We start from the raw sequence: 11,893 nt of genomic DNA on the forward strand, positions 1-11,893 counted from the left end.
GGTGGGGTGGGGGTTAGGGGACTGGGATGGGGGTGGCGGCGCGTTTGCGGGCGCGGTGGGCGGCGACGTGGGAGCGGGTGGCGCAGCGTTCCGAGCAGAACCGGCGGCAGCAGTTGGACGAGGTGTCCAGGTAGACGTTGCCGCAGCGCTCGTCGGCGCAGACCCCGAACCGGGCGCTGCCGTACTCGCAGAGCCAGACCGACAGGCCCCACGCCGCGCCGGCCAGGTATTCCGCCGCGACCGAGGCACCCCGGCTGGTCACGTGCATGTGCCAGTCGCTGGAGTCGTGACCGGAGATGCGCGGTTGCACCGGGAACGCCTCCAGCAGGGCGTTCAACTCGGCCACCGCCTGCGCGTCGCGCCCCGAGGTGCCGTACTCGAAGACGTCCCGCAGCCGCTTGCGCGCCCGCCGGAAGATCGCCAGGTCCCGGTCGGCGACCTCGTCGCGCATCCACGCGTTGTCGTCGGGGATGAGCGCCCGCAGGTCGTCGAGGTCGTCCAGCCGGGAGTTGACGAGGTCGACCCCGGTCCGGGCGTACGCGTCGAAGTTCACCCGACCAACGGTAGACGACTCATGGAACACGCGGTGCGTCGATGTAGTGCGGCAGGAAGCGCGCATAACCGTCGGTGATCAGACTTTCGCTCTCCCGGATGCCGACCCCGGCCGACTCGCCGTCGACGATCCAGCTGCCCAGCACCATCCGGTAGCCGTCGAACTGCGGCAACGCCCGGAACTCCTGATAGCAGAAGCCCTCGTCGCCGTAGATCCCCGGACTGCTGATCTCGGTGTCGCCGGTGACGATGCGTACCGAGGCACCCTCCCGGCCGAGCAGCGGCTTCGCCACGTACTCCGGCATCCCGCGCGGCGAGTCCAGGTAGGCCGGCAGCAGGTAATCGTGCCCCGGGAACAGCTCCCAGAGCACGGCCAGCAGCGCCTTGTTCGACAGCAGCAGCTTCCAGGCCGGCTCGATCCAGGTGGTCGGGGTGCCCGGGTCCAGCGCCGGACGGCCGTACGGCTCGGCCAGCATCCACTCCCACGGGTAGAGCTTGAAGCAGGTGGTGACCTGTCGGTCGGCGGCGTCGACGAAACGCCTGCCGTCCCAACCGACGTGCTGGATCGGCAGCAGGGTCACGTCCAGCCCGGCCTGCCGGGCCGTCTCGGCCAGGTAGCCGGCGGTGATCTGGTCCTCGCCGGACTCCTCCTCGTTGGACCAGCACACGTGCACCCGCCGGTCGTGCAACCCGGCGCCGATCTTGGCCCACGCCCCCACCAGCCGCTCGTGCAGGCTGTTCCACTGGTCGGCGTCGGGGCGGGTGTCCTCCAGCCAGTACCACTGGACGATGCTCGCCTCGACCAGGGCGGTCGGGGTGTCGGCGTTGTACTCCAGCAGCTTCGGCGGCCACGAGCCGTCGTAGGCGAGGTCGAACCGGCCGTACAGGGTGGGTGGGCGTTCGTGCAGCGACCGGGCCACCGCCTGCGCCGCCCAGGCCGGGATGCCGAACTCGGCGTACCGGTCGCGGGCCACCACGTGTTCGGCGGCGGCCACCGACATCCGGTGCAGCTCCTCGGTCGCCTCCTCCAGCCGCAGCACCTCGTCGAGGTCGAAGGCGTACGCGGCGGACTCGTCCCAGTACGACATCAGCTCGCCGTCGGGCAGTTCGGTGTCGGCGTACACCAGGCCCTGGCTGCGGATCACCGAGGCGAAGTCCGGGCGGGGGGCGACCCGCTCGCGGCGCACCGTCAGCCGCCGCAGGAGGCGAGATGGGTGCCGAAGCCGCCGCGGTCCGGTAGCGCGCCGGCCACCGGGTCGGGTGCCGCGGCCCGGGGATCGATGCCGACGGTCGGCACCTGCATGGCGAGTGCCACGGTGTCCCCGCCGCCTACCGGCCCGAGGGCGCAGTCGTCATCGTCGTCGTCGGAGGTCAGGTTGCAGCCGGAGAGGGCGAGCGCGAGCGCGGTGAGCGCACCGAGCTGCACGGAGGCCGACCGCAGCCGGCGGCGGGGGTGTCGTTCCACGTTCATGGTTGTAACCGATCCATGCCATCCCCGCGCCCCCCGACCGGAGCCTGTGATGCGGTTGGGACCTGCCCCGGTGCGGTCCGGCCGCCGCCGGGCGCGGCCGTACCGTCGGGCGATACGCTCGGCTCATGCTCCGTTCCGTCATCCTCGCCGCCTCCCGGTCATCCCAGGTCGAGCGGCTCGTCGCGACGGCCCCGCTGACCCGGGACGTCGTCCGGCGGTTCGTCGCCGGCACCGGCACCGACGACGCGTTGCGCGCGACCCGCGCCCTCGTCGCCGACGGCCTCACTGTCACCCTCGACCACCTCGGCGAGGACACCGTCACTCCCGACCAGGCCACCGCTACCCGGGACGAGTACCTCACCCTGCTGCGGGCGCTCGCCGCCGCCGGGCTGACCCCGGCCGCCGAGGTGAGCGTGAAGCTGTCCGCCCTCGGCCAGCGCTTCGACGAGCAGTTGGCGTACGACAACGCGCGGGCGATCTGTGTGGCGGCCGCGCAGGCGGGCACCACCGTCACCCTGGACATGGAGGACCACACCACCACCGACTCGACCCTGGACGCGCTGGTCAAGCTGCGCAAGGACCACCCGTCGACAGGTGCGGTGCTCCAGGCGTACCTGCGGCGCACCGAGTCGGACTGCCGGGAACTGGCCGGCGTCGGGTCGCGGGTACGGCTGTGCAAGGGCGCGTACGCCGAGCCGGAGTCGGTGGCGTACCAGTCGGCCCGCGAGGTGGACAAGTCGTACGTGCGCTGCCTCAACGTGCTGATGTCCGGGAGCGGCTACCCGATGCTGGCCACCCACGACCCGCGCCTGATCGCCATCGGCGAGGACCGGGCCCGCTGGTTCGACCGGGGGCCCGACGAGTTCGAGTTCCAGATGCTGTACGGCATCCGCCCCGAGGAGCAGGCCCGACTGGCCGGCGAGGGCTACACGGTGCGCACCTACCTGCCGTACGGGCAGGACTGGTACGGCTACCTGATGCGCCGCCTCGCCGAGCGTCCCGCCAACCTGGTCTTCTTCGGCCGGGCGCTGGCCTCGAAGAAGTGAGCCGGCGGGCGTCCAGCCCGCAGAGGTGAGCCGGCGAGACGAGCCGGGGGCGCCGCGCGGGTGACTCTGGCTGACTCGTCCGATTCGTCGTACCCTTCGCCGGTGACCGAGGACGCCCCGCGCCGTCGCCCACGGTGGCCGTGGTGGACGGCACCGGCGGTGGTCCTGGTCCTGCTCGCCTGCGGTCTGCCGGTGGCGCTACTGGCCGGCGCGGCCGATCGGGACACCGACCGCCCGGCGGCGGCCCACCCGGCCGCCGGCCGGGCCGCCCCGTCGGACCCGGTAACCCCGGCCGGCCAGGCTGACCCGGCGGGTCGGGCCGCGCTCGTCGGTCGGCAGCTCGCCGGCCAGCTCGACCGGCAGGCCGCCGCTCTGCTGCGCGGCGACCGCACCGGTTTCCTGGCGATCGCCGACCGGTCCGTCCGGTCCGACCTGGCCCGCCGCTATTCCGCACTGCGGGCGCTGCGGGTGACGGTGTGGCGGGCCGAGTCGGAGGGGCCGCCGGTCGCCGTCGGCGGTCAGCCCGGCCGGTGGCGGCAGCCGGTCACCTTCCGGTACTGCCTCGTCGTGCCGGACTGCCGACCCGACCCGGTGCGGGTGCAGACCCGGTGGCGCGAGTCCGGCGACACCCTGGTCCTGGCCGCCGTCGAGGAGTCCCGGGCCGGGCGGACCGGCCCGCGCCCCTGGGAGGTCAGCGAACTGGTCACCGCCGTCGGCCCACGGACCGTGGTGGCCACCACCCCGGCGTACCGTGGGCGGCTGCCCGAGCTGCTCACCGCGGCCGAGGCGTCGGCGCAGGTCGCCGACCGGTACGCGGTGGCCGGCCCACCGCCGGACCGGTACCGGGTCTTCTACGCCGGCCGGGCCGAGTGGACGCGCTGGTACGGCGGTGGCCGTCCCCGGTGGACCGCCGGGTACGCGGTCACCGTCGGCGACGGGCGGCACGAGGTGGTGCTCAACGCCGCCGTGCTCACCACAGGTGGCCCCGGCGAGCTGCTCCGGCACGAGCTGACCCACGCCGCCTCGCTGCCCGGGGGTGGCTACTCCGGTGGGCGGACCTGGTGGCTGGTGGAAGGGCTGGCCGAGTACGCCGCCGCCGACCACACCCCGGTCGACCGCTACGAGGGGCTGGACGAGGTGCACCGGTTCGTCACCGGGGGCTGGGACGGCCGGCTGGCCGGTCTCGCCCCGGCCGACGACGCCCCGGCCGACCGGGCGGGGGCCGCCTACGGCATCGGCTACCTGGCCGTCCGGCACCTCGTGGACAGGTACGGCGAGCAGCGGATGCTGGACTTCTTCCGGGCGGTGCTGCCCGGGGGCCGTACCGTCGAGGAGGCGTCCGTGCAGGTGTTCGGCGAGCCGTGGCAGCCGCTGCACGACGAGTGCGTCGACTACGTCCGCACCCGGACGTGACCCGCGTCGAGGTGGAAACGCCTGGTCACGACCGGGTGAACGAGGTCCGTCCCAGGATCAGTTGCGGGAAGGGATCGCGCAGGTCACAGCCGTCCCGCTACCGTACTGGTAACACGCGCGTTGCCGGCCCGTACGGGAGCTCCGTCGGGTGGCGCGCGCCGGGCATGGGATGGGTCGGGTGAGCCATGGCCGGGTCGCAGTCCTCCGACGGTCGGCTGTCGGACGTCAGGTTCCTCACGGTCGCCGAGGTCGCCTCGGTGATGCGGGTGTCCAAGATGACGGTCTATCGCCTGGTGCACAGCGGTGAACTCACCGCCGTCCGGGTGGGCCGGTCGTTCCGGGTGCCCGAGCACGCGGTGCACGACTATCTGCGAGGGGCGTTCCAGGAGACCGCCTGACCTCGCCGAGTGTGACGTAACGGGCATCGACGGGGGCGCGTTGGTCCGGCCGACGCGCTCCGGCTACCCTGGAGCCGATCCTGACCGTACGCCGGTGCGCCCCGCCGCCACCACGCTGGTCCAGGTCCGTTGTCCGCAAGCGGCCACCGGCGTCACCATCTCGACGCCGAGGGTCCGCCCCGAACGTTGCATTGAAAGGCTGTCGTATGGGCTCGGTGGTCAAGAAGCGCCGCAAGCGCATGGCTAAGAAGAAGCACCGCAAGCTGCTGCGCAAGACCCGCGTCCAGCGTCGCCGTCTCGGCAAGTGACCCGACGCCGGGCCACCACCCGGCGCTCGGTGTCACTTGCCAACTGTCGACCCTCGGAGGCTCAGGTGATCAGGCCGCGGACATCCCGGCTCGGTCCCTCCTGCCGGTCAGGGCGTGCGCGATGACCCCCGGTGGCACCTCAGGTGCTCCGGGGGTCGTCGTCGTCACCGGGGTCGGCCGCTACCTGGGTGCGCACGTCGCCGCCCGGCTCGCCGCCGACCCCCGCATCGAACGGGTGATCGGCATCGACCCGGCCACCCCCGGCCCCGAGTTCACCGACCTGCTCGACCGGGTCGAACGGATCCGCCTCGACCTCGACTCGCTCGGCGGGCTGCTGGCCGACCTCGACGTCGACGCCGTGGTCCACCTGGCCCTGGCCACCGCCCCGGACCCGCAGCACGGCGGTCGGTCGGCGATGAAGGAACAGAACGTCATAGGCACCATGCAGCTGCTCGCCGCCTGCCAGCGGGCGCCCCGGTTGCGCAAGCTCGTGGTCCGGTCGTCGACCGCCGCCTACGGCGCGTCCTTCCGCGACCCGGCGGTCTTCACCGAGGAGACCGAGCCCCGCGAGGTGCCGCGCGGCGGTTTCGGCCGCGACATCCTCGACATCGAGGGGTACGTTCGCGGCTTCCGTCGCCGTCGGCCCGACGTCACCGCGACGGTGCTGCGCTTCGCCCCGTTCATCGGCTCCACCGCCGACACCACGCTCACCCGCTACTTCTCCCGGCCGGTGGTGCCCACCGTCTTCGGCCGCGATCCCCGGCTGCAGTTCGTGCACTTCGACGACGCCCTCGAAGTGCTGCACCGGTCCATCGCCGAGGACCACCCGGGGACGTACAACGTCGCCGGGCCGGGGGTGCTCTCGTTGTCGCAGGCGATCCGCCGGGCCGGCCGGGTGGCCGTGCCGGTGTGGGAGCCGGGGTTGTCCGGGGCCGCCGCGGTCGCCCGTAACCTCGGTTTCGGCCGCTACGGCCTCGACCAGGTCGACCTGATCGTGCACGGCCGGGTCGTCGACACCGGCCGACTGACCCGGGAGTACGGCTTCACCCCGCGCTCCACCGCCGTCGCGTTCGACGACTTCATCCGCGCCCACCACGGTGGTGTCGTGGTCAGCCGGGACCAGCTCGCCGCCGCCGAGCAGGTGGTGCTGGAGAGCATCCGGCAGGTCCGTTCCGCCGTCCGGGAACGCACGTGACCGAGCAGAACGGCCACCGCCGACTCACCACGCCATCCGTGACCGCCCCACCCGCCCGCAACGGTGCGGCCCCCGACGGTGCGGCCACCGACCCGACTCTCCCCGCCGCGGCCCTCCCCGCTCCGGCCCTGCCCGCCCCGGCCGACGGCGGCCCCTCGGTGGCGGACCGGCCCGGTGACCAGTGGGACCGTCGGGTCGCCGGCGGCCTGGCGTTCCTCCGCCGACGCCTCTCCGGCCAGTACGAGGTGGACGAGTTCGGCTTCGACCCGGAGCTGACCGGGGCGGTCTTCCACCCGCTGCTGCGGTTGCTCTACCGCGACTGGTTCCGCACCGAGGTCACCGGCCTGGAACACGTACCCGCCGACGGGGCCGGCCTGGTCGTCGGCAACCACTCCGGCACGGTGGCCCTGGACGCGTTGATCCTCTCCGCCGCCCTGCACGACCAGCATCCCGCCCGCCGCTACCTGCGGTTGCTCGGCGCGGACCTGGTCTTCCGGATGCCTGTGGTCTCCGAGTTGGCCCGCAAGACCGGCGGTACGGTCGCCTGCAACCCGGACGCCGAGCGGCTGCTCGGCAACGGCGAACTGGTGGGCGTCTTCCCGGAGGGCTTCAAGGGCATCGGCAAGCTCTACTCCGACCGCTACAAGCTGCAACGCTTCGGGCGGGGCGGCTTCGTCTCGGCGGCGCTGCGCACCGGCACCCCGATCGTCCCGGTCGCCATCGTCGGCGGCGAGGAGATCTATCCGATGCTTGCCGACATCAAGCCGCTGGCCCGACTGCTCAAGCTGCCCTACTTCCCGGTCACGCCGACGTTCCCATGGCTGGGGCCGCTGGGCATGGTGCCGCTGCCGAGCAAGTGGTTGATCGAGTTCTGCCCGCCCATCCCGACCGCCCACCTGACCGACTCGGCGGACGACCCGCTCGTCGTGTTCAACCTCGCCGACCAGGTCCGCGAGACCATCCAGCAGACCCTGCACCAGCTGCTGGAACGCCGCCCCGATCCGTTCGGCCCCTGACCCGGGGCACGCCGCCGGTGGTCCGGGCGGTGCGGCGATCCGGGCGGTGCGGCGATCCGGGCGGTGCGGTGGTCCGGGGTCAGGCCGGGCGGCGACGTCGGTGCAGCGCCCGGCCGGCGGAGACCGCGCCGGCCAGCAGCCCGACCGCCGCCGTCGACGGTACGGCGATCCTGGCGGCCCGCCGGGCGGTGCGGAAGTCACGAACCTCCCAGCCCCGTTCCCTGGCCGCGCGTAGCAGCGCGCCGTCCGGGTTGACCGCCACCGCCCGCCCCACCGCGTCGAGCATCGGCAGGTCGTTGCGGGAGTCGCTGTAGGCGGTGCAGCGGGTCAGGTCCAGGCCTTCCACCGTGGCGAGCTGGGTGACCGCCTCGGCCTTGGCCGGCCCGTGCATCAGGTCACCCACCAGCCGGCCGGTGTAGGCCCCGTCGACGATCTCGGCGACCGTGCCGACCGCGCCGGTAAGGCCGAGCCGGGCGGCGATCACCCGGCCGATCTCCACCGGCGCGGCGCTCACCAACCAGACCCGCTGGCCGGCGTCCAGGTGACGCTGGGCGAGCCGTCGGGTGCCGGCCCAGATCCGCGGCGCCATTAACTCGTCGAAGATCTCTTCGGCGAGGCGTTCGACGTCGTCGACCCGCCAACCCTCGACGAACGCGAGGGCGGCCTGCTTGGCCTGCGACATGTCACCGGCGTGCTCGGTGGCCAGCAACCGGAACCGGGCCTGCTGCCAGGCGAACCGGGCCACGTCTGCGGTGGTGAGGTACCTGCGGGCGGCGAGCCCACGGGCGAACCAGTAGATCGACGCGCCCTGCATCATCGTGTTGTCGACGTCGAAGAAGGCGGCGGCACGGGTATCCGTCCGTGCGGGTACGGGTGACGCCGTCGCTTCGGCCCAGCCGGCGGTGTGCCCGTGGAGGTCGGTGCTGACCGTGACCCGGCGACTGCCGGCCATGGCACCTCCCTCCCGCGCGGTCGCGCCGACCCTGACGTGTCGAGCCGCCCTCGGCGTGGTCGAGCCGCCCATCTGGTGCGGTCGGGCCGGCCCTGACGTCGTCGAGTCGACTCTCTGACGTTGTCGAGCCTAGTCCGGGGCTGGCCCGGGTCGACCCGTCGAAGCGGGAACTGTGGTGTGCGGCTCGGCCGCCGGTCAGCGGTCGACCGGGCAGCTGGCCGGGGTGGGGCCGAGGGCGTCGCTGACCACCGGGACGGGCAGCCCGCAGGCGATCGCGGCGCGCAACGTGTCGGAGCGCTTGCGGATGGCGTCGAGCAGGGCGAGCGACTGCCGGGTGCGCTCCCGCTCGGCGGAGCCGGCCCCGTCGAGCAGGCCACCCACCGCTCGGCGTTGCCCGGCGACGAAGGTGTTCACCGCGTCCAGCGCCGCCGGATCGGCGTGCTGCGCGGCACCGGCGGTGAGCAGTCGTACGCCCTGCCGGGTGTCGGCGTCCATGTCGTCGAGCACCGCGCTGAACCCGGTCGCGTCGTCGCGGAGGGTGGCCGCCTCGTCGAGCCGGGTCCGGGCGAAGTCGAGGAAGAGCTGCCCCCGGCTGATGTCCGAGCTGGCCAGGGCGAGCTGGGCCCGTTCGGTGGAGCGTTTCATGCCGTACAGGGCATCGCCCGGCACCGCGTTCTCGCTGGCGGCGGAGATGCCGGAGACGGCGACCGCTCCGGCCGCGATGCCGACCAGGATGGCGCCCCGGGCGCGGGCCCGCCGCGCCGTGGCCCCGCCCAGCAGCGAACCCCGGCCGGTGGCCTGCGGCGCGACGTCGGCACCCGGCTCGGCGGCGCCCTCCCGTTCGGCCGCGGCGATCAGCATGGCGCGTAGGCCGGTGCGGAACCCGGCGTCGACCTGGACGTCGGGTCGCTCGGCGACGAGTCGCTGCCCGACCGCGACGAGCGCGGTGAGCTGGTCGTCGGCGCGGGACCGTACATGGTGGCGTCGGCCGCCGTTGGCTTCGTCGAGAAGCTGGGCGAAGCGTACGGCCCGACGACGGGAGAAGAGGTCGCTGTCCACCGCAGGCACCCCCTCTCGCTGGTGACGGCCGGTCGGCCGCGGTGGTTCCCAGCGACCGGCGGCGCCGTGCACCGTCGTACCAGGGTCGTGGTCGACGGCGCTGCTCCGGACCGGGACGGGTCCGGGGCGCCGGGACAACCACCGGCCGCACCCGGAGAAACGCTCCGCGCCGGGCCCCGGTTACGGGGCGGCCGACAGCGAAATCACGAAGAGTGATCGTTGTCCCAGGTCAGGGCTGGAAGCCGTCCGGCAGTAGCCGGGCCAGCGCCCGGACCGCCCGGTACTGCAACGCCTTGATCGCACCCTCGTTCTTGCCCATCGCCCGGGCCGTCTCGGCCACCGAGAGGCCCTGGAGGAAGCGGAGCACGATGCACTCCTGCTGTTCCGGGTTGAGCCGGGTGACGGCGGTGAGCAGCGCGACGTTGGTGATGTGCTCGACCACGGCCGCCTCGGGGCTGCCTTCCGGTCCCCGGTCCTCCCGGTCCGCGTCGAGCACGTCGCCGGTGGTCACCTCCAGCCGGTAGCGGCCGGACTTGAAGTGGTCGGCGACCAGGTTGCGGGCAATGGTCACCAGCCAGGCGCCCAGGTCGCGGCCCTGCCAGGTGAAGCTGCCGATCCGCTTGAGGGCGCGCAGGAAGGTGTCGGAGGTGAGGTCCTCCGCCAACTGGCGGTTGCCGACCCGGAAGTAGACGAACCGGAAGACCGTGTCGACGTACCGGTCGTAGATCAGTCCGAACGCCGCCGCCTCGCCGGCCTGCGCCCGTTCCACAAGCATCCAGACCTCGGTGGCCGGGTCGGACGGGTCGGGCCGGCTCGGGAAGCCGGTGGGCGAGGTGCCGGTGGGTGGCGGGCCGTCGGCGGGCGGGCCGGCAGCCGACGGACCCTCGGCCGGGACGGCCGGGATGAGCGCGGTGTCGTCGGCCGGGACGGCCGGGATGAGCGCGGTGTCGTCCGCCGGGACGGCCGGGATGAGCGCGGTGTCGTCGGCCGGCGCGGCCGGGATCACCGCCGTCTCCCCGCTGGCCGGGTCGGTCGCGGTGGGGGGGTCGCCGACCCGTCTGCTCTGCGTCGGCATGGTGGGCGGCCGGGCGGGCGAGGTCACCCGGCCGGCCGGAGTGGCGTTGCCGCCGGGCGCGGCGGACCGGGGTGCCGCCTCGTTGGGGTGCGGACGCTGGTGGACCCGGCGGGACGCGGCTTCGGGGCGGGCCGGGTCGGCCCGTTCGTTGACCGACGCCCGGGGTGACGGCCCGGTCAGGCCGGTGGGGCGGTCCGCATAACCGAAGGCGGTCACCGGGCCTCCCCGCGGCGCGACACGACCGGGCCCGGCTGGCGGCGGTGGGTCGCCGCGCCGGGTCTGCCCTTGACGGGCAGGGCCGTGTGGGGGTGTGCCGGCGCGCGGCAGATCCCCTTGAGGTGCTGGTCCAATGCGCGCACAGGCACGGGGGCCTCCTCGGGCTGAGGGGTGTCGACTCACGGCAAATGGGGTGAGCCGACCCGAGTGATGATAGGGCCAACGTCACCCGCGTGTGGCAAGTCCGTTACACAGGGCCAAAGTATTTGCGCGACCCGCGCACACCTGGCGGACCGGTTGTCCGTCGCCGTCGGTTGACTTTCACGTCAAGCCTTGCTTACGGCTGGAAAGCCCAGGTCAGGCTAGGGGCGTCCGGCCGTCTGCGGAGCGCACCGACGGTCCGGCCACCGGCCCTTCCCGACCCGTCTGATGGTGGTCCGGACGTCGACCGGGCAGCCCGATAGGTGCTTCCGGTTGACGCTGTGTGACCGCGCGGTGTGTGGGCCTGGCCGGGTGGCCGGCGGCGTGTCAGACTCAGCCACCGCGCGGCACCTCCGTCGCGACCGGCTGGGCCGTCCGGGGTGTGCCGCACCCGTGGACGGGCGAGACTGGGCGGGCGTGGCGTGGCGCCGGGCATCCGGCTCCCGGGTGCGCGGCGGTCCGTCCACCGCATGTCCCCCGACCGCGGCCGAGCCCGGTCGCCCGTACCCGGAGGTTTCGATGTCCACCGATGCCCGGCTCGCCCTGATCACCCGGCCCGGTTGCCACCTGTGCGAGGACGCGAAGGCCGCCCTGGAACGGGTGGTCGCGGTCACCGGTGACCGCTGGGTGGAGAAGGACGTCACCGGCGACGTCGAGCTGGAGCGCGAATACGGCGACCGGCTGCCGGTGGTGCTGCTCGACGGCAAGGAGCACGGCTACTGGCGGGTGGAGGAGGAACGGCTGCTACGCGACCTGACCACCCCTCAGCTCTAGGGGTGGCGCGGATCACGGTGGGTCAGCGGCTGCGCGCGATTGGTGAGTGAAGTCGGGATTGAGCAATAATCGCGCGGCGGCCCGCTGTGGTGCCGGATCGATCTTGTGGGACGGAGGAACCGGTGGAGGGGTGCCACGAGTCAGCAAGATCGCGATTTGTGCACGTCTTCACAAGCGCCTACTCTGTAGTTCTGACGCGCCCTGCTAGCACGGCCGG

General features: G+C 73.3%; 13 protein-coding genes. 7 read left to right on the plus strand and 6 right to left on the minus strand.

Features of this window, described 5'->3' with window-relative positions; genetic code table 11:
* Positions 1 to 13: 13 nt before the first annotated feature.
* From AC0AIB_RS26895 to AC0AIB_RS26905, 3 genes are read right to left on the minus strand one after another with little or no spacing between them, the layout of a single operon-like run.
* Positions 14 to 553 (minus strand): CGNR zinc finger domain-containing protein, encoded by a 540-nt coding sequence (locus tag AC0AIB_RS26895; RefSeq protein WP_328342608.1) that lies wholly within the window; start codon positions 551 to 553, stop codon positions 14 to 16.
* 19 nt (positions 554 to 572) lie between these two features.
* Positions 573 to 1,739 carry a glutathionylspermidine synthase family protein gene (locus AC0AIB_RS26900; RefSeq protein ID WP_465097722.1) on the minus strand — a complete coding sequence of 389 codons (1,167 nt, stop codon included), beginning with the start codon at positions 1,737 to 1,739 and terminating at the stop codon, positions 573 to 575.
* A gap of 2 nt (positions 1,740 to 1,741) precedes the next feature.
* Positions 1,742 to 2,023, minus strand: a complete 282-nt coding sequence (locus AC0AIB_RS26905) for a hypothetical protein (RefSeq protein ID WP_328342612.1) — start codon at positions 2,021 to 2,023, stop codon at positions 1,742 to 1,744.
* Positions 2,024 to 2,148: 125 nt separating this feature from the next.
* Here AC0AIB_RS26905 and AC0AIB_RS26910 point away from each other — a divergent pair, with 125 nt between their 5' ends.
* From AC0AIB_RS26910 to AC0AIB_RS26935, 6 genes are all read left to right on the plus strand, one after another.
* A complete protein-coding gene (locus AC0AIB_RS26910) occupies positions 2,149 to 3,069 on the plus strand; it encodes a proline dehydrogenase family protein (RefSeq protein WP_328342614.1) in 921 nt (306 codons plus the stop codon).
* 102 nt (positions 3,070 to 3,171) lie between these two features.
* The gene (locus AC0AIB_RS26915) at positions 3,172 to 4,482 is read left to right on the plus strand and encodes a hypothetical protein (protein WP_465097723.1); all 1,311 of its coding nucleotides are present in this window, start codon (positions 3,172 to 3,174) and stop codon (positions 4,480 to 4,482) included.
* Positions 4,483 to 4,667: 185 nt separating this feature from the next.
* Positions 4,668 to 4,880 carry a helix-turn-helix domain-containing protein gene (locus AC0AIB_RS26920; RefSeq protein ID WP_088646105.1) on the plus strand — a complete coding sequence of 71 codons (213 nt, stop codon included), beginning with the start codon at positions 4,668 to 4,670 and terminating at the stop codon, positions 4,878 to 4,880.
* A gap of 206 nt (positions 4,881 to 5,086) precedes the next feature.
* Positions 5,087 to 5,188, plus strand: coding sequence for a 30S ribosomal protein bS22 (locus AC0AIB_RS26925; protein WP_007465623.1), 102 nt, complete (start codon positions 5,087 to 5,089; stop codon positions 5,186 to 5,188).
* A 121-nt stretch (positions 5,189 to 5,309) separates the two neighbouring features.
* Complete coding sequence (locus tag AC0AIB_RS26930; RefSeq protein ID WP_328342620.1) at positions 5,310 to 6,383, plus strand: NAD-dependent epimerase/dehydratase family protein; 1,074 nt, start codon at positions 5,310 to 5,312, stop codon at positions 6,381 to 6,383.
* Positions 6,384 to 6,541: 158 nt separating this feature from the next.
* On the plus strand, positions 6,542 to 7,399 hold the full coding sequence (locus AC0AIB_RS26935; RefSeq protein WP_442930862.1) for a lysophospholipid acyltransferase family protein: 858 nt from the start codon (positions 6,542 to 6,544) through the stop codon (positions 7,397 to 7,399).
* 79 nt (positions 7,400 to 7,478) lie between these two features.
* On the opposite strand, the gene AC0AIB_RS26940 is transcribed toward AC0AIB_RS26935, so the two are convergent.
* The 3 genes from AC0AIB_RS26940 to AC0AIB_RS26950 form a co-directional block, all read right to left on the minus strand.
* The gene (locus AC0AIB_RS26940; protein ID WP_465097724.1) at positions 7,479 to 8,423 is read right to left on the minus strand and encodes an HAD family hydrolase; all 945 of its coding nucleotides are present in this window, start codon (positions 8,421 to 8,423) and stop codon (positions 7,479 to 7,481) included.
* A gap of 123 nt (positions 8,424 to 8,546) precedes the next feature.
* Positions 8,547 to 9,410, minus strand: a complete 864-nt coding sequence (locus AC0AIB_RS26945; protein WP_328342623.1) for a DUF5667 domain-containing protein — start codon at positions 9,408 to 9,410, stop codon at positions 8,547 to 8,549.
* Between the two features lie 229 nt (positions 9,411 to 9,639).
* Positions 9,640 to 10,701 carry an ECF subfamily RNA polymerase sigma factor, BldN family gene (locus AC0AIB_RS26950; protein WP_328342625.1) on the minus strand — a complete coding sequence of 354 codons (1,062 nt, stop codon included), beginning with the start codon at positions 10,699 to 10,701 and terminating at the stop codon, positions 9,640 to 9,642.
* Between the two features lie 720 nt (positions 10,702 to 11,421).
* Between AC0AIB_RS26950 and AC0AIB_RS26955 the strand changes: the two genes are divergently transcribed.
* A complete protein-coding gene (locus tag AC0AIB_RS26955; RefSeq protein ID WP_328342627.1) occupies positions 11,422 to 11,676 on the plus strand; it encodes a glutaredoxin family protein in 255 nt (84 codons plus the stop codon).
* Positions 11,677 to 11,893 lie beyond the last annotated feature (217 nt).

The sequence above is a fragment of the Micromonospora sp. DSM 43699 genome (genome assembly GCF_055517075.1).